Annotated in this window: 23 protein-coding genes; 11 read left to right on the top strand and 12 right to left on the bottom strand. The window is 63.6% G+C overall.

What is annotated here, in order from left to right; all coding sequences use genetic code 11:
- The first annotated feature begins 30 nt into the window (after positions 1-30).
- Entirely contained in the window at positions 31-999 is a 969-nt protein-coding gene (locus AB1555_05070; GenBank protein ID MEW6246065.1) for an acetyl-CoA carboxylase carboxyltransferase subunit alpha, read from the top strand.
- A 21-nt stretch (positions 1,000-1,020) separates the two neighbouring features.
- Here AB1555_05070 and AB1555_05065 read toward each other — a convergent pair whose 3' ends face one another.
- Positions 1,021-1,542, bottom strand: a complete 522-nt coding sequence (locus AB1555_05065) for a hypothetical protein (GenBank protein MEW6246064.1) — start codon at positions 1,540-1,542, stop codon at positions 1,021-1,023.
- A gap of 368 nt (positions 1,543-1,910) precedes the next feature.
- Between AB1555_05065 and AB1555_05060 the strand changes: the two genes are divergently transcribed.
- The 4 genes from AB1555_05060 (at position 1,911) to AB1555_05045 (ending at position 4,746) form a co-directional block, all read left to right on the top strand.
- Positions 1,911-2,207 (top strand): GYD domain-containing protein, encoded by a 297-nt coding sequence (locus AB1555_05060; GenBank protein ID MEW6246063.1) that lies wholly within the window; start codon positions 1,911-1,913, stop codon positions 2,205-2,207.
- A gap of 105 nt (positions 2,208-2,312) precedes the next feature.
- Positions 2,313-2,774 (top strand): hypothetical protein, encoded by a 462-nt coding sequence (locus tag AB1555_05055; protein ID MEW6246062.1) that lies wholly within the window; start codon positions 2,313-2,315, stop codon positions 2,772-2,774.
- Between the two features lie 268 nt (positions 2,775-3,042).
- Positions 3,043-3,765 carry an iron-containing redox enzyme family protein gene (locus tag AB1555_05050; protein MEW6246061.1) on the top strand — a complete coding sequence of 241 codons (723 nt, stop codon included), beginning with the start codon at positions 3,043-3,045 and terminating at the stop codon, positions 3,763-3,765.
- A 348-nt stretch (positions 3,766-4,113) separates the two neighbouring features.
- The gene (locus AB1555_05045) at positions 4,114-4,746 is read left to right on the top strand and encodes a hypothetical protein (protein ID MEW6246060.1); all 633 of its coding nucleotides are present in this window, start codon (positions 4,114-4,116) and stop codon (positions 4,744-4,746) included.
- Positions 4,747-4,769: 23 nt separating this feature from the next.
- On the opposite strand, the gene AB1555_05040 is transcribed toward AB1555_05045, so the two are convergent.
- A complete protein-coding gene (locus tag AB1555_05040) occupies positions 4,770-7,853 on the bottom strand; it encodes an aminotransferase class III-fold pyridoxal phosphate-dependent enzyme (GenBank protein ID MEW6246059.1) in 3,084 nt (1,027 codons plus the stop codon).
- A 341-nt stretch (positions 7,854-8,194) separates the two neighbouring features.
- Here AB1555_05040 and AB1555_05035 point away from each other — a divergent pair, with 341 nt between their 5' ends.
- The gene (locus AB1555_05035) at positions 8,195-8,842 is read left to right on the top strand and encodes an acyloxyacyl hydrolase (GenBank protein MEW6246058.1); all 648 of its coding nucleotides are present in this window, start codon (positions 8,195-8,197) and stop codon (positions 8,840-8,842) included.
- Positions 8,843-9,193: 351 nt separating this feature from the next.
- Positions 9,194-9,622, top strand: a complete 429-nt coding sequence (locus AB1555_05030; protein ID MEW6246057.1) for a hypothetical protein — start codon at positions 9,194-9,196, stop codon at positions 9,620-9,622.
- A gap of 391 nt (positions 9,623-10,013) precedes the next feature.
- On the opposite strand, the gene smbP is transcribed toward AB1555_05030, so the two are convergent.
- From smbP to AB1555_05015, 3 genes are all read right to left on the bottom strand, one after another.
- Positions 10,014-10,394, bottom strand: coding sequence for a small metal-binding protein SmbP (gene smbP, locus AB1555_05025; GenBank protein ID MEW6246056.1), 381 nt, complete (start codon positions 10,392-10,394; stop codon positions 10,014-10,016).
- Between the two features lie 83 nt (positions 10,395-10,477).
- Positions 10,478-11,173, bottom strand: coding sequence for an HAD family hydrolase (locus AB1555_05020; GenBank protein MEW6246055.1), 696 nt, complete (start codon positions 11,171-11,173; stop codon positions 10,478-10,480).
- A gap of 184 nt (positions 11,174-11,357) precedes the next feature.
- Positions 11,358-12,119 carry a BON domain-containing protein gene (locus AB1555_05015; GenBank protein ID MEW6246054.1) on the bottom strand — a complete coding sequence of 254 codons (762 nt, stop codon included), beginning with the start codon at positions 12,117-12,119 and terminating at the stop codon, positions 11,358-11,360.
- Between the two features lie 376 nt (positions 12,120-12,495).
- Between AB1555_05015 and AB1555_05010 the strand changes: the two genes are divergently transcribed.
- The gene (locus AB1555_05010) at positions 12,496-12,906 is read left to right on the top strand and encodes a hypothetical protein (protein MEW6246053.1); all 411 of its coding nucleotides are present in this window, start codon (positions 12,496-12,498) and stop codon (positions 12,904-12,906) included.
- A 96-nt stretch (positions 12,907-13,002) separates the two neighbouring features.
- Positions 13,003-13,164, top strand: a complete 162-nt coding sequence (locus tag AB1555_05005; protein ID MEW6246052.1) for a hypothetical protein — start codon at positions 13,003-13,005, stop codon at positions 13,162-13,164.
- A gap of 532 nt (positions 13,165-13,696) precedes the next feature.
- Here the strand turns inward: AB1555_05005 and AB1555_05000 are convergent.
- Both AB1555_05000 and AB1555_04995 read right to left on the bottom strand, forming a co-directional pair.
- Positions 13,697-13,837: a hypothetical protein gene (locus AB1555_05000; GenBank protein MEW6246051.1), complete on the bottom strand. Its 141-nt coding sequence runs from the start codon at positions 13,835-13,837 to the stop codon at positions 13,697-13,699.
- A 43-nt stretch (positions 13,838-13,880) separates the two neighbouring features.
- Positions 13,881-14,042 (bottom strand): hypothetical protein, encoded by a 162-nt coding sequence (locus AB1555_04995; GenBank protein MEW6246050.1) that lies wholly within the window; start codon positions 14,040-14,042, stop codon positions 13,881-13,883.
- Between the two features lie 355 nt (positions 14,043-14,397).
- Here AB1555_04995 and AB1555_04990 point away from each other — a divergent pair, with 355 nt between their 5' ends.
- Positions 14,398-15,006, top strand: coding sequence for a hypothetical protein (locus AB1555_04990; protein MEW6246049.1), 609 nt, complete (start codon positions 14,398-14,400; stop codon positions 15,004-15,006).
- A gap of 149 nt (positions 15,007-15,155) precedes the next feature.
- Positions 15,156-15,827 carry a CPBP family intramembrane glutamic endopeptidase gene (locus AB1555_04985; protein MEW6246048.1) on the top strand — a complete coding sequence of 224 codons (672 nt, stop codon included), beginning with the start codon at positions 15,156-15,158 and terminating at the stop codon, positions 15,825-15,827.
- Between the two features lie 58 nt (positions 15,828-15,885).
- On the opposite strand, the gene AB1555_04980 is transcribed toward AB1555_04985, so the two are convergent.
- From AB1555_04980 to AB1555_04960, 5 genes are all read right to left on the bottom strand, one after another.
- Positions 15,886-16,290, bottom strand: coding sequence for a hypothetical protein (locus AB1555_04980; GenBank protein ID MEW6246047.1), 405 nt, complete (start codon positions 16,288-16,290; stop codon positions 15,886-15,888).
- 173 nt (positions 16,291-16,463) lie between these two features.
- Complete coding sequence (locus AB1555_04975; GenBank protein MEW6246046.1) at positions 16,464-17,123, bottom strand: PIG-L family deacetylase; 660 nt, start codon at positions 17,121-17,123, stop codon at positions 16,464-16,466.
- An 18-nt stretch (positions 17,124-17,141) separates the two neighbouring features.
- Complete coding sequence (locus AB1555_04970) at positions 17,142-17,681, bottom strand: cytochrome c (GenBank protein ID MEW6246045.1); 540 nt, start codon at positions 17,679-17,681, stop codon at positions 17,142-17,144.
- Positions 17,682-17,822: 141 nt separating this feature from the next.
- Positions 17,823-19,109, bottom strand: a complete 1,287-nt coding sequence (locus tag AB1555_04965; protein ID MEW6246044.1) for an MFS transporter — start codon at positions 19,107-19,109, stop codon at positions 17,823-17,825.
- Between the two features lie 80 nt (positions 19,110-19,189).
- Entirely contained in the window at positions 19,190-19,390 is a 201-nt protein-coding gene (locus tag AB1555_04960) for a hypothetical protein (protein ID MEW6246043.1), read from the bottom strand.
- Between the last annotated feature and the right edge of the window lie 45 nt (positions 19,391-19,435).

Below are 19,435 nucleotides of genomic sequence, written 5' to 3'. Positions count from 1 at the left end.
AGTGATCCTTCTCAAATCCCCCGAGGGCCTATGAGAGACTATCTCGAATTTGAAAAGCCGATCCGCGAGATCGAAGAACGGATCGAAAAGCTGGCCGCGGCCAACGGGCCGAAGTCCTCGACGCAGGAAGAGGTCCGCAAACTCCGGGCCAAGCTGGCCCAGGTCGAGCACGAGCTGTACGGCCATCTCACCCCCTGGCAGCGGACCCAGCTCGCCCGCCATCCCCAGCGCCCGACCACCCTCGACTATGTGAACGACCTCTGCCGGGAATTCGTGGAATTCCACGGCGACCGGCTCTTCGGCGACGACCGCGCCATCGTGGGCGGCTTCGCGCGGTTCAACGGCCGTTCCGTCATGGTCATCGGACACCAGAAGGGCAAGACGCTGAAAGAACGGATGCAGCGCAATTTCGGGATGCCGAACCCGGAGGGCTATCGGAAGGCGTTGCGTCTGATGAAGATGGCCGGGAAATTCGGGCGCCCGATCGTCACGTTCATCGACACGCCCGGCGCCTATCCCGGGATCGGGGCCGAGGAACGGGGCCAGGCCGAGGCCATCGCCCGAAACCTGTACGTGATGTCGCGACTGGCGGTCCCGATCGTCTCCATCGTCATCGGCGAAGGCGGGAGCGGCGGAGCGTTGGCGCTCGGCGTCGCCGACCGGGTGCTGATGCTGGAGCACGCCGTCTATTCGGTGATCTCGCCGGAAGGCTGCGCGGCCATCCTGTGGGACGATCCGGCCAAGGTGCCCGATGCGGCCGCCGCCTTGAAGATGACGGCCGCCGATCTGATGCAACTGGGCGTGATCGACGGCATCGTTCCGGAACCGCTGGGCGGCGCCCATCGGGACCCCCGCTTCGTCGCCGACCGTATCGCCAAAGCCCTCACCGCCTGCCTCAGCGAACTCGAGACGATCCCCGTCGATCAGCTTCTGGCCCAACGAGAACAGAAATATCGCAAGATGGGCGCGGTGAGCGGACTCACGCCGGCGAGCGCGTAGTTCGATCGTACCGTCTCTGTCTCAGGACCACTCGAAGGACCCTGCCAGCAATCCGAGCGCAACAAAACGCCGTTCGATGGAATGGAGAATCACGCGGCGGAGATCGGCCCGAAACGGGGCCAGGCTCTCGTCTCCCAGATAGCGGTCCACCGTCCGCGGCAGCCGCTTCCACCACGCCCGAGCGGCCAGGCGAGCGCCCGTCGCCACCCCGCCCCCGCCGGCCAGGATGGCACGGATCTCCCGCTCAAAAAACCCGACGTGCGTTTCCTCGTCCGCCAGAATCGACGCTAAATCCGGACGGACACCGGCCAGGAGCTTAGCGAACTCCAGTCCCAGCGCTTCGTATCCATAGAGATGCACCGCCAACGCCCACCATTGGCTCGGCACCTGCGGCGGCGCCATCCGGTCCCACGACGACGTACCCAACAGCGCTTCGAACCGTCGGAGGTGCGCCTGTTCATCCTCCTCGTGCCGCCGCAGGAACGCCAGCACATGCGGCGGCACAGCCTGGGCCTGCGCGGATCGGACCGACCGGAGAGCCATGGCCTCGGCTCTGAGGAAGCGTTCCAGTAGCGCGCGTTCACAGGACTGAGGAAGCACAAGGGACATAGGGCCAGTCTAGCTGAACCGAGCGGTCGGAACCAACCTTCCCGTTTGCCCGTCAGGCCGCCGCCGACACGGTCCACAGCATGCGCCTCTTGGCTTCCGCAGCGATCCGGCGTAGCATACTCGTACCGTTCCCTGAAGCAAGAAAGAAAACCACCAGCTAGCGCTGTTCTTTATTTGCTTTCGCTGAAGCGCTCACCCCCTCACCTTAATCCTCCCCCTGGGAGTGGGAGAGGAGAGTCATGAGGGGAACTGACGGCTGATGGCCGACCGCTGACGGCTGTGTTCTGAGCAGGGAGGACGCCATGCCGACCTTTGCGTTACTCACCAAGCTGGCGCCGGACGAGGCGCGTGATCCCAAATTCCGGGAAGAACACGGGAAACAGTGGATGAATCAGGTCAAGGTGAAGTGCCCCGGCGTCAAGTGGCTCTCCCATTACTTAGTGCTGGGGCCGCACGACTTCCTGGACCTTTACGAGGCGGCGAACGAAGAGGAAGCCGCGAAGGTGGCGATGATCAGCCTGTCGCTGGGCGCGCTGTCCGCGGAAACCTGGACGCTGCTTCCCTATCACCGCTATGTCCAACTCGCCAAAGAAGTGTGAGGTGATCGTCCGAAATCGAACAAGACTCGCATGACGGTGCTTCTCGACGCGCCAAGAACATCTGGATGGGCGCGTCGCCACACAAGTGAGGAAAGGAGGACGGCCATGAAAGAGATCAATTGGAATCGCCTTCTCTTGGGGGGCCTGGTCGCCGGGCTGATCATCGACGTGGTCCAGTGGCTGATCAACGGAGTGCTGCTGGGCTCGGAGTGGCGCGACGCCATGCAGGCCCTGGGAAAACCCGTCCAAGAGAACCCGGCCAGAAGTTTGTTCTATGTGCTGCTGGGGTTGGTGTACGGGATTCTTGCGGTCTGGTTCTACGCGTCCATTCGGCCGCGGTACGGAGCCGGCCCGGTCACGGCCTTGTACGCAGGCGCCGCCGTCTGGTTGCTGGGCTACTGCCTGCCGACGCTCACGTGGATGCCCATGGGCTTGTTCCCTGCCGGCCTGGTGTCCGTCGCCATGCTGATCGGATTGATTGAAATGGTGGCCGCCACCGTAGCGGGTGCCTGGTTGTATCAAGAACCGCTGCCGGGCACAGCCGGGGCGGCACGCCGAGCGGCCTGAGGGGGTACGCGCTAGGCTCTCTTCCTCCGAGCGGCGAGGCAAGCGGTCACGCGTGGCGTCTCTGCCCGCAACTGTCCGCTGATCGGCGCCATTGACGCGGCGGGAAAGATCCCCTTCCGGTCGTGATGAGCCGGCGGCTTACCTGTGCAGGATGTAACCCCCCTCCCCGAGACCCTCCCCCTTGAAGGGGGAGGGGCGGGTGAGGGTGAAGCCGGCGGCTAATGGCTGGTGGCTGATAGCTGTTCTTAAGGAGCAGGAACCAGAAACCATGTCGCACTCCGTGACGCATCGGTCCGGTTCGGCCTTCCTTGACGCATTGGAGCGAGAGCTACAAGCCCATCCCGCCCACACGAATCCGTTCTTCCGAGCGTTCCAGCGCGGCGTCACGGAGGCGCAACTTCGGCGGTTCGTCCGCCAGTGGTACCGGTTCGGGATTCAATTCCGCAAGATTCTGATCGGCCTGCTCTACAACCTGTCGGACAAGGACGAAACGATCGGGCTGGAATTGGCGCGGGTGCTCTTTTCGGAATACGGAAACGGGGTGCCGGAGGACGTTCATGCCGCGCAGATGCTGCGCTTGACCGATCGCTTGGGCATCGATCGCCAAGTCCTCGCGCAGGAACGGCTGTGCCCGGAGGCGCAGGAGTATATTGACCGCGTCGGTGAGATGTTCCTGCACGGCGACATGCCGTCGGCGTTGGGCGCCTCGTTCGGCATCGAGACGACGGCCGGCCTCACCTATCGCTATCTCTACAGCGGCCTGCTCGCCTTTCCCCAGCTCTCGCTGCGGGACATCAAGTTTTTCGAAACCCATCTTTTCGAGGAACTGCAGCACGGCGACTGGCTCCGCGCCGCCCTGGCCGGGTACGCGGAGCTGGAGGAGCACCGCGAAACGATTCGCGCGGCCGCGCTGATGGCGATGGAGAAATGGCACGGTCTCTGGCTCGGCATGCATCGCTTGGTGCTAGGCGCCGATCCCGCGACCAGGTAATCGCTCTCACATCCCGCGCCGTTTCAGCCGTTCGTTGACTTCTGCGTGATCACGGCATATCCTCGCCGGTGATTCGAACCTTCACGTAAGCAGTTCCCGGCGCGGTTATGGTTGGTCCTCCAGCCGGCATGCGAGGTGGAACCCAGCCGGTGGCGGATCACGGAGCATGGCGAAGCGGATGTGTGGTCATGCGGAGAAAGGACGCGGTCCACGAGGGTGCCGATGATCGAAAAGACGAGGACTGACATGACGAAGAGTTCTGCGCAGGCATTCCCGTTTGCTCCTTGCTGCGGTCTGAACGTCCTCACCGGACTGCTCTGCAGCCTGCTTTTCACAACGGTTGGATGCGTGACACAAAGCACCTACGAACTGGCGACGGCGGAACGCGACAGATTCCAGGCCGAACTGGAACGCGCACAAGCCGAGGTCAAGGCGTTGGCGCAGCAGGCGGAGGCGTTGCAAGCGCTCAACGACCAGGAAGACCGACGACTCAAAGAGCTCCTGGCGAAGCTCCAGGCCGAAAAAGATGCCGCCGACCGTTTCCAGCACGAATTTCGGACCAGGGTGACGTCGCTCCAAGCGAAGCTCGCCGCGTTGCAGAACGATCACCGGGCGCTGGTCCGGGAGGTCACCGAGGCGAAAAAACAACGCAGCGCCCTCCAGGCCCTCGTCGCCCGCTACCAGAAAGAACTCAGAACGCCGGAGCCTGCTTCCGAGCCGACTCCGGCGCAAACGCCCCCGCAGCCTGATCTGAGCTCTGGCCCAGGACCTGCCGCGACAGCTCCGCCGGCCGCGACCCCGCCACCGGAAACGGTCGCCGTAGCGCCCTCGCCCCCGCCGCAGCCGCCTCCTCAAGTCCAACCTTCCGCACAGCCGGCGCCACCGGCTCAACCGCAGCCGCCCCCGGCGGAAGCCGATGAGTCCTGGCTGTCGTCCATTCTGAACTGGTTCTCGTCGCTCTGGGACTGGATCTTTTCCTGAGCACGTCGGGCGGCGTCGCGCGGTTAGAGCGGTCTGCGGAGGAGCCCGAGCCGCGGCTCGGCCAGGACCCGGTCAAGGCAGGTAATCAGTCGATCGGCATCCGCAATCGTCAAGACCATCGGGGGTTTGATCTTCAGCACGTTGCGGAACGGCCCGTCGGTGCCGGTCAGCACTCCCAGGTCCTTCAGCCGCTCCGCAATGTACGCCGTTTCCGGACCGGCCGGCTCACGAGTGTCCCGGTCACGGACGAACTCGACGCCCAGAAACAGCCCCTCGCCCCGGACATCCCCGACCAACGCGTGCCGGGCCATCAACGCGGCCAGCCCTTCCTTCAGCGAGGCCCCGACGGACCGCGCGTGTTCCTGTAATCCTTCCCGCGCGATCACATCCAATACTGCCAATCCCACGGCGCAGGACACAGGGTTGCCGCCGAACGTGTTGAAATATTCCATCCCGTTGGCGAACGAGGCCGCGATCTCCGCTGTCGTCACCACCGCGCCGATCGGATGGCCGTTGCCGATCGGCTTGCCCAGGGTCACGATGTCGGGCACGACGCCTTGCAGTTGAAAGCCCCAGAAGTGCGAGCCGACCCGCCCGAACCCGACCTGGATCTCGTCGGCAATGCAGACCCCGCCGGCCTTTCGGACGAAGCGATAGGCTTCCTGCAGATAGCCGGAGGGCGGGACGATCTGCCCGCCGCAACTCGGCAGCGACTCACAGACGAACGCCGCGAGGCGCCGGTTTCCCCGCTTGATCCGCTCCAGGGACGCCCGCACATGCGCGGCGTACTGTTTGCCGGCATCCGGGCCGGCTCGGTAGGGTCCCCGATAGACATCCGGCATCGGCACCGTGTGGACGTGCGACGGCGCGCCTGCGCCGCCGGGACCGTTGAACTTGTAGGGGCTGATGTCCACGAGCGACGTGGTATTGCCGTGGTAGGCATCTTCCAGCACGATCACGTCGGTGCCCCGCGTGTGGGCTCGCGCCAGGCGTAACGCCAGCTCGTTCGCTTCGCTGCCGGAGCAGACAAAATAGCAGACGCGCAGCGGCTCCGGCAGGGTTGCGCACAAACGCTCCCCGTACTCCACCAGCAGATCGTGCAGGTAGCGCGTGTTCGTATTAAGCAGGGCCATCTGCCGCGCCGCCGCCCGGACCACCGCCGGATGGCCATGCCCCACGTGCGCCACATTGTTCGCGCAGTCGAGGTATTCGCGACCCAGGTGGTCATAAAGATACTGCTTCCACCCCTGGACGAGCTTGAGCGGACGCCGGTAGCTGAGGCTCAGGTTCGGGCCGAGACGGCGCCGCCGCGCGTCAACGAGCGCCCCGATGCTCCGCCCGGAGTCCGGCGGCGGCAGATCGGGAATCCGCAGTACCAGGTTGGGATCCGGGCAGAGACTCTGCCAGAGCCGGCGGTCGCGCGCGGCGCAGACACCGGGGAAGTTGCCGGCCTGATCGAGCAGGTCCACGATAAGCTGAACATGCACGTGCGGCGGCCAATTGCCGTTGGCGGATGAGTCGCCGATCCACCCGATTCGTTCGCCTTTGGCGATCCGTCGGCCGGGCGCGAGCCCCTCGAGCGACGCCCGGCTCAAGTGGCCGTACAAGGTAAAGAACTCGCCCGCGCCCGGCGCGGCGTGTCGCAGGATGATCGTCGGCCCATAGTCTTGCGGTTGCGTGTTGTCGGCGACACTGTGGACCGTCCCGTCCAGCGGGGCGAACACGGGCGAGCCGGGCGCGAGAAACACGTCTACGCCGAGGTGCACGGTGCGCCACGCCTCGACTTCGGTCCCGGCCGGCCGATAGGCCGCGCTCGTGTAGCTCCGCCGGGATTCGCCGTAGCGTCCTATGCCGGCGCCGACACCCGCGGCCGTCATCCGCCCGAAGATGGCATCGGTCCACCGCGGCGTATCCGTCAGATCCCCGATCTCGGCGAAGTCGGGGGATCCGGCAGCCAAGTCCACGACCGTGTAGTCGCCCTTGCGGAGATCCGGTTCGACCACCGGGGCGAAGGTCTCCGCGTTCGTCTCCAGCCATCGCACCACCGTAACGGTCCGCGGGCAGGCGGGCAGGCCGCAGGCGTCCCGCACCGCATACTGGAAGAGCCGCGGGCTGATCCCGGCCAGCCGTTCCAGTGCCGCCCACGCCGGCGTTTCCGAGACGGTCAGGTAGGCGTTTTCGGGGAACCGCATCTTCCGGTACGATGCCAGCGCCAGGCTCGTGCAGAGGCGCACGGCGACCAGATCGTAGAGCAGCCCCAGTTCCTGGTCGGTCAGCGGAAAGGCGGTATGATATCCGCCGATGACTTGCGCCGCCGCATACACCGGATCCGGCTTGCCGAGGATCGTATAGGCCGCACAGACGGCCGGCTCGAAGACCGTGCACGACTCGATCAGGTCGCCGAAATCGAGGAGGCCGGTGACCTCGCCCCCGGTCTCGATGCCGGTAACGAGGATGTTGTAGTCGTTGCCGTCGTGATGAATGACGCTGACCCGCAGATCCGGCAGCACCGGTTCGACGCACTCACGGAACCGCGCCACGAAGCGCTCGACCAGGGCGCGGCGCGACCCATCAGCAATGTAGGACGCGTGCTCGGCTACGACAGCCCCAGCGCGTCGGAGATCCCAGAGATGCGTGCGCTTGAGCGCCGGATGGGTAAAGCCCGTCAGGATCCGGTCCAGTCGGCCGAAGAAGGCGCCCAGACTCCGCAGCAGTTCGGGCGAATGCGGGGCGGCCTCCACCAGCAGATGGCCGGGCAGATAGGTCGCCAGTCGAACGAAGTGCGAAGTCCCGTCGGACGATTGTACAACCGTGATCGTCTCGCCCGTCGTGGTCCGTTGCACCCGCGGACAGCGCAGAGCCGGCGCCTTCTCCGCCAGAAACTCCAACGCCGCCTGCTGCGCCTCGAGGACCGCCCGTGCTTCGGCGGCGTTTGCGATCTTGAGCACGAACGCCGGCCCGGTTTCGGTCTCCAGCAAAAAGTTCTGATCACGTTCGCTGGGCAGGGCGATAGGGGTCGCGCTCACGCCGAAGCGCTCGCGCGCGATCACGCGAGCTTCCTGGGCCGTAAACCGCGGCGGCGGAGTCTCAGGGATGGCAGCGCTCATAACAAGCTGCATCTTCCTCCACCCTCCTCTTCCCGTTCAAGAGGGAAGGCTCAGGCGGTGGAGCAGCCAGAATTCTGACGGGCATGAACATTTTTGACCAATCCTTGACGCCCAACATTCCCACAGCCGGCCTCGGCGCTACGCAAACATCCGGTCTTCCCCAGGAATCGAACGATCGCTCTTCCTGGAACGCCCTGGCATGCTCAATGCTCATTTCCCCGTGCTTCCCCACGTTTGACTCAGACTGCGATTGAGCCGTCACCACTCCATCCGGTGACCGTGCCTTCAATCCCCGGCCTCGTCGTACCCGTGGGCACCAGCAGAAAGGGTCAAAAGGCCATATGAAAGCCTACCGGCCTTCCTTCGCTTACGCTCTGCCGATCACCCTTTTGCTTGCCACGCTCGTCTCGGTTCCCGGTTGGGCGGACCCCATGGCCTTTGTCGGTGCTGGTCCCCGAACCGGGACCAAGGTCGAGACACCGTTTGCGGACGAATATGCCAAGCCGATGGCTCTGCTGTGGGTCGGCCCGCGGTACGGTTTGGGAGGCAACTCGCCATTAGGCGAGGAACAAAAGGAAAATTTCCAGATGTACGACGTCGCGGCGCATCTAAGGCTTCCTTGGGGATGGCGGCATCGGCCCTCGGATTGGACGTTCGAAACGAGATTGATCGCCAGCGCGGGGCAGCTTGTGGCGGCAGGCACCAGCGGCCTCATGGCGACGGTGGTTCCGGCCCTCGCCGTGAGCAGCCCCAACGGCCTGCTTTCCGTGGACGCCGGACCCGGCCTCGCCTTTTTCACCAATCACAAATTCGGCGTCCAGAACTTCGGCGGCCCGGCGCAGATCATCGGCACGGCCGGCATCGGCCTCGACCCGTTTCCGATGTTCCATGCCGGCTACCGATTCCAGCACTTCTCCGATGCCGGCGTGTACGGTCCCACCAGCCTGGGCGTCGATCTGCACATCATCGAACTTGGGTACCGGTTCTGAACGTGCCGTGCGGCGAGCCCCCTTCCGACCGCCCAACAGAAAGCGGTCAGATCAACAGCGCCGACTGCCTGCATGGGGCCGACATCCAAGCCGCGGACTTTTCCAAGAAACTGTCTGGGCTGTAGGTTAGACCATCCGGAGCCCGACAGGCCGAAAATTCCCTCCCTGACCTAGCGTTGGCGGTTTGGCACAGGGTGCGGTTGCTGCTCAAACCCTACACTCGCCGGCCGCGAAGGCCAACACAAGGCCGAGCTCACCTCAGTCGTCCACGCCGGACATCGCCGTGTTGTCATCCGTAAGCGCTCCGGCCCGGACGTTGCTACAAACACGAGCGAGTGGGAGCCTCGTGCGATGATGCGCCGCGGACGGTCGGTCATGCTGGTTGCGGTCACAGTCTTTTGGCATGCCGTGAGCCTAGGGGCCACCTTGCTCTGGAACGCCAATACCGAGCCGGATCTGGCCGGGTACCACATCTATCGATGCAGCCAACTGCCCTGCACGAAAGGGTCGGCCGGCGCCTTGCTGTTGACCACGGTCGGCCGAACCACGACTTCGTTCAATATCGGCACCCCGGCCGTCGTGCAGCATTATGTGGTCACCGCTTTCGACGACGCTGGGAACGAATCGAGCGAAAGCAACATCGCGACCTACACGCCTTCCGCCGCATCACCGCCGCCCACTCCACCACCCTCTCCGCCCACATCGGGACCGCCGGTTGCGCCTGCACCTCCGCCGCCCCCCGGAGGGCTCCGGATCGTGACCGCCGTTTCCGTCCCCTGATCCGAATCACGCGAAGCGGTTGTCTCTTTCGGTTATTCCGTCGTCTTGTCCACCACAGTGCTCATGAGCGATGGCTCACCCGCGCACGATGAACATCATGAACGGGCAAGAAGCAAGGAGCTCGGGGCAAAGGGGAGAGACTCAGACCTCTAGCCGCGGGCCTCTAGCCTCGCGCCTATTTTCAAAGCAGTAATTCATGGCCACCAAGTGGCCACCCTGGAGCATGAAAATGCGGGTGGCACCGACCTGGGCGCCTGTCCGCGCGCAGCGGGGTCCCTCGGGTACCCGCCTGGCGGGTGTGGGCGGGGTGCGAGCTTGCACCCGTTGCAAACGGAGAGGAGCAACGGGTACCCGGCTGGTCGGTGACAGGACCCGCATTTTCATACCAGTGCTAATATCCGCCTTCTTCCTGTGGGGACTGGGCGGATTGGGCCGGAGGCGGACCGTCCCCGGAAAACTGCACGAGTGCGCGTTCCGCCGCTTGGGTCGCCGCTTCCCCCTGCCCTTGCGTGCTCTGCTCGATCGCCTGCTTCAACCAGCGAATGCCCTCATCCAGGTGCGGAGCCGCAGCCTCCTTCTTCGCCGCCTCCGCATGTCTGAGCGCCTCGCGCGCCTGTGCCGCAAGCGCATCCGGATATCCCTGCTTACCTTGCGCGATCGCCGCTTGGGTATGGGTGATGGCATCGGTCAAATGCCGGCTTTGGCCCAGCGCCACCGTAGTTGCGAACAGGAGCACGGTTCCCCCGACCGTCAAGACATATTCGCACCTCATATACGGGGTCCCTCCTTTCTGAAGCACTCGTCATCCTTCCGGCGTGAACGGACGGCTCTGGGTATCGCTATGCGGTTTCCCGCTTATCGAACGAGCCGCACCCCGACTTCATCGAGATGGTGGAGGAGATCGGCGGGATCCTGGTACACCCGGTAGGCGCCCGCGCGTTCCAGTTCGTCCTGCCCATAGCCCCCCGACAGCAGACCCACGCCCAAGGCCCAAGCCCGCCGGGCGGCGAGCATGTCCCAGACGCTGTCTCCGACGACCACACAGTGATTGACGGGAACGCCGAGGCGTTGCGCCGCGGCGATAAAGACGTCCGGATCCGGTTTCGCGTGGAGGACTTGGTCTCGGGTGACGACGGGCACGCGAGCGTCAAGGTTGAGAAGCGTTAGGGTCCTCCCCGCGCTCTCCATGCGCCCGCTCGTGGCGATCGCAAACGGCACGTCGTACCGCGACAGGGTGTCCAGCAGTTCGCGCACGCCCGGAAGCGGACGAATCGACCCAACCTGCCGCGCATAGGCCTCCGCGTGCCGCTGCTGGATCCGCTCGACCTCGTCCTGAGTGACCGGACGTCCGATCTCTCTCAACAGCGCGTTGAGGAGCAGTCCGCCGCTCATGCCGATCTGCCGATGAATGCGCCAGACCGCCAACTCGATCCCGGCGGCCTGAAAGGCTTCCCGCCATGCCAGAACGTGCTGATAGACGCTGTCCACCAGCGTCCCGTCCAAATCAAAGACGAACGCCAATCGGCTCGTTGAGGCTCCGCTCGCCTCCATGGTCTACCGCGAGTCTAGCTGAATCCGACCGCGGAACCAATGCCCTCGTTGCGGCGAGGGATCCACCCGTTCGGTCTTCCGCAGGGAGGTGAACCACAGCCGAGGACGGTACCCCATGAGTCTCCGTGAACGGCTGTAGAGCGACCATCGCCCGCCATGTGCCGGTCGCTCGCCTCGATCAGGCTCATCCCTTCTGCTGAACCTTAGTCACCACAACCTGGGACACGTCCACCCCGGTCACCCCCTGGATTTTTTCGATATCGTTGGCGAGCGCATACTTGTCCGCGAGGTGGTGGACCGTCCCCTTGAGCTTCACGATCCCTTCCTCGACCTTATATTCGATCCGGTCCAAGTCCGCATAGGGAGCCCACTCGAGATAGGTCACCACATCCTTCTCGATCGCGCTATCGGGACGCGGCTTGCCGACCACTTTCAGCAAGTTCGCCACTGAGACGACTCCGCGGACGGCTTCCGCCGCCTTCTGCGCCACGCGGCTATACAGCGGCTTTTCCACCGCGCCCTTCAGCACCACGTCGCCTTCATGGACGAGGACAACGATTCTGTTCAATTTGCTCTCATGCAGCACCGGCACCGACCGTAACGCGGCCTCGACCGCCTTTCGGATATCGTCGTCTTTAGTCGAGGGGCGAACGACCGTGATGTCGTTTTTCAAGGATCTGATGCCGACCATCGTGCCGCTGACGATGGCCTCCGCCAGTAACTTATCATCCAGATTCATCACCGTCCCGCTGAGCGTCACCGCCCCCTGCTCTACCTTCACCAACACGCTTTTGGCGTCGAGACGCCCGTCCATGGCCAATCGTTGCCGAATCGCCGCTTCGATCTGCTGGTCGCTCAACTGCGTCACGTCCCCTCGAAAGCCCACAAGGCCGACCGCGGCGCCCAACAAGGCGGCGATCATGAGTATTCGAGAATTGCGAATCATGGTCTCCTCACCTCCTCCTTTGCTATCGACTTCGAACAGGAATGCCCCGGCTCACACAGCGCGCGACTCGATGTCGCCGAACCGCTCCGCCGGAGTTTCCGAGGCAATTCGGAACGTGCGCCTCCGCCGGACGACCACAGCACACGCGTCGCCCGTCGAGGCGCGAATGCCCTCGACCCATATGTGATATGGGCATTAACACCCCCGCTTGTCTTGTCAACGGGCTGGCGCGGCAGGCGCATGGCGCGCGCTCAGGCGCCGACGCTTGACTTTTCGTCACGGGTATTTATCCGTACTGCAGAACCTGCACGTGTTTCTCGTCCCCAGGCCATTGGCCGGAGCGCGAGGAACGGCCCAGGAGAAAGGAGGGATCTGTATGTCGAGAACGGTTCAGGCGGTCGCGGTGTGGTGCGGGTTGTCATTGCTGCTGGCCGCGCCGTCATTGATCTCGTCGAGTGCTTGGGCTGCCGATTGGATCGGTTGGGTCGCCGGAGACGACAGTTACCAAGCGCAGTGGGTCAAGCAAATCGAGCAGGAGTTGAACAAGAAGGAATATCGGGCCGTGTTCCTCAATGATCCTCGAACGCCTCAAGCGTCCGTACTTCGTCTGCTCGATCGGGCCGCAAGAGCTTACAATGACAAAAACGAGACGCTGGCCTCCGAACTCGTGCGTGAAGCGATCGAGGTCCTGGAAGTCGGCGTGCGGAAAAGCTATTACTCGCGGGACGACATCAACCCGATCATCGCGTTCATCAAAAACACGGTCCCGGTGAAACCGGCCGCCTAAGCAACAGGCGTGGGAAGTGTCGCTCAGAGCGCCGCTGAAGCGGCGGCGTGTGCGGTTGTCCATCGCTCAGCCCGCTTGAAGGGAGGTGACCGGAAGATGAGCGGGGACGTTCTCGGCTTCATCATGGACAGCACGATCGGGTTCATCGTCCTGGCGACGCTGATCGTCATGAGTGCATCCTTCTTCTCGTCGCGGACAAGCGTGAAGACTCGGGCAGAGGAGAAGGCTACAGGAACCGATCTCTCCAAGGCGGCATAGGCGAAGGCGTCTTCGAGATGGACCGGCAAATCAGAGTGGGGAAATACCCTCGTGGTCCCACCGCGTTTCGACGGTTTCGCCGCTGAGTGTCGTCTCGGAATGGAGCGCTCTCCCCGCTGTTCATCATTCGAACTACGGAGGTCGCGACGGAACGGGTCCTGGTGCGATTGCGCGACGTTTTCCGTTTGGGCACCGGCAAGCTGAGGTCGCTCGCGCAGGAGATGAGCCACTACTGGGAACGTTGTGCCGTGAGTCTTCGCGAGCGGCTATGGGGCCGGCATTGAGAACGGAAAGTTAGGGTGGGAGGAGCACGCACCTACCGAGAGCGGTTAGGTACGGCGGAGGTCTCGGGAGGACTTTAGGCTTCCCAGTCGAAGCTGGGCCTGCACACCATCCTCAGCGCTCGACCCCCTGATGGACCATATTCCCTCGGGGCGTTTCACTCCTCCCACGCTTCGACCATAGCCCTTTGGTCCGAGTGAGTCAAGCAAGTTCCTGGTCTCCTGCGCCCTCTCGCCGATTCAAGACGACCTCACCGGAATCTCTCCGGCCTTGTCATCCACACGGCGGCTGCAAGGCCGAGGGGCAACGGCAAAATCAGCAAGAGAATCAGCACTCCGACGCGTTGGCTGAGCCGACTCTGGTAGTTGAACCGGTCGAGTAGCTTTGTCATGACCTCTCCCTGTGACTGTTTTGTGAACGGCCGGTTCAACCGATCACGCGGCTTTCCTGTACTCGACGCGCTCTTCCGAGCCTTCGCAGGACGTACGCTTCGAAGAAGTGGCCGTCGGCTGGTCCTCCATGTTTTCACACGCGACCCACAGCGCCAGCATACCGAACAATGAGAATGCCGCCATCGCGATACCCCATGCTTCCATGACCTTTCCCTCCTGGATTGGTGGTGAGTCGTTGCAGCACCTGCGCGCCCACACACCAGCATGAGCAACGGATATGCCAAGTTGTGTAACGACGAGCGGCCGCGCGTGCAGATCAGGAACTGATGGATTTACAGAGCGAAAACGGAAGGGCGCGCGTGTAAAGAAGCTAAGAGGGCGTGCCGTGCCCGAGCGTAGGGTCCTGAGCGTTATCGAAAAGGATACGCAAGATGATCGATTTCGATACGAAGGTCCTTACCGATGTCTTGGGCGATCACGTCTGACCTACGCGGCTTGCAGAATGCCGGGTGCTATCCTTGAGAGGGGCGCGGGAAAGCCGCACCGGAGGCGCCTACCTATGGCTCGATATCGTATCGGCGTCTGGCTCGTGATGACCGTCCTCGCCGCCGCCTCTGTGCCGGGAGGGCAGCCGGACTCGTGGGCCGGCAAGCCCATCTATTCCTACTTGGATGAGCGGGGAAATCTCGTGGCCACGGACCGCTTGGAGGACATTCCAGCTCGCTATCGCAGCCGGGTCAAAGTCACCGAAAGCCTGGTTCAGCCTGAGACTCCTCGTTCACGCCGGGGTTCTCCGCCGCCGGCGTTCGGCAAAGACCTGCTCGTTCGCCTGATTGACCGGGTGCCGAGCACCATGATTCCGGGACTCACCGCCTATCAGACGGTCACGCTAGGCGCCGGCTTCCTCGCCATCCTGCTGGTCTATGGCGCCGGCAAGCTGACCGGCAGTCCGTTCTGGCGGATGTTCATGCCGTGGGCGATCGGCTTTCTGGCCGTCGCCACCATCTACTTCATGTTCGTGTCGGATCTCAGCGATAAGGTGGCCGCCCGTGCCGGCGAGAAGAGTCAGGGCAGTCTGGTGCATCAGTTCCAAGAAAAAGGTAAAGACATGGCGGAGAAAAAAGGACAGCGACTGAAGCAGGCTGATCAGGTCGATGGTCAGGAGTAGGGGAAAAATAGGCGCGAGGCTAGAGGCCGGAGTTGCTTCCCCCTCGCCCTGAGCCCCTTGCCTCTCGCTCAGCCATGATTTTCATGCTGCGGGGCGGCCCAAAGGGCAAGGAGGGCTATTCTGTTTTTCGAGCGGGCGAAGGCGGTCGTATGCCTCAACGGCGAAGGGTGGCGGCTGAGCTGTTGGTCTTGGGGGTCCTGTCGAGCGGCTTCCTGATGCTGTTTCCACGAAGACCCATCTCCGTGGATCTCGGCCTCGCCCTCTTTGCGTTGAGTCTCGTTCTCCTTAATGCCAACTACACCAGAACCCAAATCTGGGGACAGTGGCCGGTCGAAGGGAAACAGCTAGAGTGGTGGCGGTGCGCGGCGGCGACGATGGCCCTCACGACGCCGGCGATATTCCTCTTTTTGTTTGTGGGAATGGCGATCGGCTATCAGGGAGCAAGCTGGCCCGGAGCAAGGGCGAGAATTCTCCATCCCTACATTCCCACCGCCGTCCTGTTGTACTTACCCTGGGCCTTGCTCCAGCAAACCCTCTTTCAGTTCTACTTGCTCGGCCGCGTGCGCACGCTCTGCCCGTCGCTCCATCCGCTCGCATCGTCCGCGCTGAATGGGTTGGCCTTCGGCGCGGTCCACACCACCGATCTCGAGATCGTGTTTCTGGCGGCGCTGGGCGGGACCATGTGGAGCTTGCTGTATCTCCGCTACCGCCGGCTCTGGCCTCTGGCCGTGTCGCACGCCCTCGTAGGCACCACGTTTTACTATTGGGTGTACGGCCACGACCTGGCAAGCCGATGGAGCGCCTTCCTCGGAAGCCTGTAGAATTCCCTCAAAGCCACTTCCGACTTATCACCGATCAAAATCAGCAAACACATCCTGTTCAGTACCCCCTCCCGCTGCCGCCGCGTCCCATCCGATCCAGTGGCAGCGCCTCATATCTTCGCTTCAGGTCAGGATGTTGGTCGAGATACCGCTTGACGGCCGCGTCATCGGCGAACACCTCCGGGCTGCGGCGCCGGTACTCTTCGACCGTCAAACCGTACTTCGCCAAGAGCTTGCTGAGTTTCGCGTTGATGTCCGCGCCCATCTCGCGCATTTGCTCAGGCGACGGCCGCTGCCCTTGCCCAAACCGCTCCCCGCCCTGGAAATAATTCGTCATCATCTCGCCGATCTCGACGCGGGCGTTCACGAATTTTTCCACCTCAGCCGGCTCCGCGGCCAGGCCTGGCCCGGCACAGAAGATAATGCCAAAAGAAACGCCGATGAGGGTACTCGTGAGATTCATGGCCATGGCGTCCTCCCACTATTGAAACAATATTCAGCCCTCAGAGAACCGAATCAGACCATCCGACCAGACGAAGCGTAGTTCCCCGGGCAGCGATGGGCCGAACAAGAACTTCCCAAACGAACCTCCCACCAGACAATTAATGAGTCAGCATGGGATAGTGGCTCGTTCGGTTAGAGCGTGACCCTGAGGAAGACCTCCGCGTATGCGCCGGCCGGCGCGCTGGCCTTGGGATCGGCGAACACGGCGCGCCAGCGGTCCAATCCCAGGACGCCTTCCCCATACGGAATGGTCGCCACTTGGCTCCGATGCTCGGCGATCGCCAGCATCTTCTTGGCCACGGTAGCGTCAATGTATTCGAGGCGATCCCACGCGGCGAACGGCCCCCAGACTTCGTAGGCCCAGAGGCCGCCGCTCGGTGTAAAACCGACCTCGACGAGGCTTTCGCGCACCAGTTTGCCGGTTAAGCGGTGCGCCGGATGCCGATCCTGTTCCGGATGCAACGTATAGACTTCAACCGGCCCGAGTCGCTGAAAAAACTCTTTCAGTTTCCGCTTGACCGTGTTGATGTTGATCTCGTCCGCCGAATCCGGCTGGTCGAAGAACAGGACATCCTTGACACCGAGAATGCGCGCCGACCGCAGGGCTTCTTCCCTTCGCACCTCGGCCATCCGTTGCTCGGTCCATCCGAAGGGATTCGACGCCCGCCCGCCATTGGTCACGACGACCGACGTGATGACGGCCTGTGCTTCGGCCAGCATCGCGACCGTCCCGCCCATGCCGATTTCCATGTCGTCGGGGTGCGCGCTGACAATGAGGATCGTGCGGCTCACGGCCTGGGCGCTTCCATGTTAGATTCCCTCCGACCCGAAACCCTGATCTCTGCTCGGCGGACCCAGTCGTTTGAGGTAGTCGATCAGGTCCTCCAGATCCGTGGCCGTCAGACCCGTCCAGCGCGGCATTTCAGGATCGAGTGTATTGCCCCCGGCATCGATCCCCGCCACGATGGCCGCTTTGACCGATTCTTCGTTATAGGCCGGCCGCCGGCGTCCGCGCGGGTCTTGGTAGCCCCGCGGATCGCTGAGAAACGCAAACGTGATGTTCGGCGCGAACATGCCGTGCATACTGCCGCCTCGGCCGTCCTCCCCGTGGCACATCGCGCAGCCGACCCCCTCCATGCCGTGACTGTTCTGAACGATCCGACCCTGCGCCGTGACGCCGTACATGAAGATGCGCCATCCGTTCTGGAGGTTCGCCGCGGGCCACGGATCGAGCGCCAGGCCCGTTCCACCGGCCATCTCGGCGCTCCCCCATCCGGCGAGGCAGACGGTCGCGATGCTCAATGCGCTCAACCAGAAGAGACAGCCTCTCCATGCTCTCACCCGTATCATACGCCCACCTCCTTCGCTCCACAGCCTGAAACATCGGTCCGTTTCGGAGAGAAGGCTTCTGCTCGCATCAAATTCTACGGCCGGCGGGAGAGGGACTCAACTTGAGACCAGAGTCCAGGAGGGGTCGCCGCTCTCTTCACCTCACTCCGGCACAGGCTTTTTGGCCATCTCCCGGCGCAGGGAGGGTTGCACCGCATAAAGCACGGTCGCGCCGGACACCAGCGCGCAGGCGGCCAGATACCAGCTTGGCGCCGTCACGCTGCCGCTGTGCTTGATCAGGAAGGTCGCGACCAAGGGGGCCGTGCCGCCGAACAGCGCCAGCGCCAGGTTGTAGGCGACCGAGACGCCTGTATAGCGCCCTTGCGGGGGAAATAGTTCCACCACGGTGGCGCACATCGGACCGGCGTAACAGGCCACCAGCACCGCGAAAACCAGTTGGGCCGCCAGGATCGGGGCGAAGGTTTGCCGGCCCAGCAACGTGAACAGCGGATAGGCCAGCAGCGCAAGCCCGGCGGCTCCGGCCAGCAGCGGTGCGCGCCGGCCGATGCGGTCCGACAGCGCGCCCATGACGGGGACGAGGATCGTGAAGGCCGCAAGCCCGATGGTGTTGCTCACCATGGCGGGGCCGAGCGGATAGTCCAGTACGCGCGACACGTAGGTGATCAGGTAGACGAACGCGAGGTAGAACGAGGCGGCATAGAGCAGGATGATCCCTACGGCCTGCGCGAGTTCGGTCCGCCGACGGAGCATCACCTCGCGGAGGGGAAACCGCGGCACCGCTCCGACCTTCGTGAGCCGTTCAAATTCCGGCGACTCCTCGATACCGGTCCGCATGTACACGGCCACCAGCGCGACAAGCACGCCCAGGAGAAACGGCACGCGCCAGCCCCAGGTATAGAGCGCCTCTTGAGACAGCGTCGCGGTGAGGAGGGCGCTCGTGCCGGAGCCGAGCAAAATGCCCACTTGGGCGCTGAATTCGCTCCAGCTCCCTGCGTAGCCGCGCAGGCCGACCGGAGCGTGTTCGACCAGAAACGCCATGGACCCCGCAAACTCGCCGCCGACTGAGAGGCCCTGCAGCAGTCGCAGGAGCGTCAGCAAGAGCGGCGCGGCGACGCCGATGTCTTCGTGCGTGGGCAGCAAGCCCAGCAGACAGGTCGGCACCGCCATCAGCATGACGGACCGCACGAGCGCCGTCTTTCGGCCGAGCGTGTCCCCCACATGCCCGAACAGGATAGCGCCCAGCGGCCGCGCGAGGAATCCGACGGCGAAGACACCGAATGTCGAGAGCAGCGACGCCACCGCATTGTCACCGGGGAAAAACAGCGAAGCGAGGACCGGGGCGAAGTAACCGTAGAGGGCGAAGTCGTACCACTCCAGGATGTTGCCCACCGAGCCCGCGATCAGAATCTTGTGCAGCCGAGCGCCCATGACGCCGCGTTCCGATCGACAGATTCAATACCCCGGCTGACGCGCCGGCCGTTCGCCGGACCGTGGATGACGGAGAGTCATCACGGCTCTTCCGGCGGCTCGATCGGGCCGGCCCATTCCCCTTGGACGAGCGTGACTTCCTGAAAGCCGCCGTCCGGCCACTGGAATTGGCCGAGTTCGTCCACCAGAACGATGAACGGATCCGCTTCGTGGGCTTCGCCTCGGTACCAATACCAGCCTGCTGCCGTCGGGTGTGTCTTTGCCCATGTGAGTCTGGCCATGGGTCGATCTCCGCTTTTTTTCCGCTCCGCAGCCTGAAACGCCCA

The organism is Nitrospirota bacterium (assembly GCA_040755395.1).
Taxonomy (GTDB): Bacteria; Nitrospirota; Nitrospiria; order Nitrospirales; family Nitrospiraceae; genus DATLZU01.
Note: the sequence above shows the minus strand (reverse complement) of the source record. Positions and strands in the feature narration are given on the sequence as shown.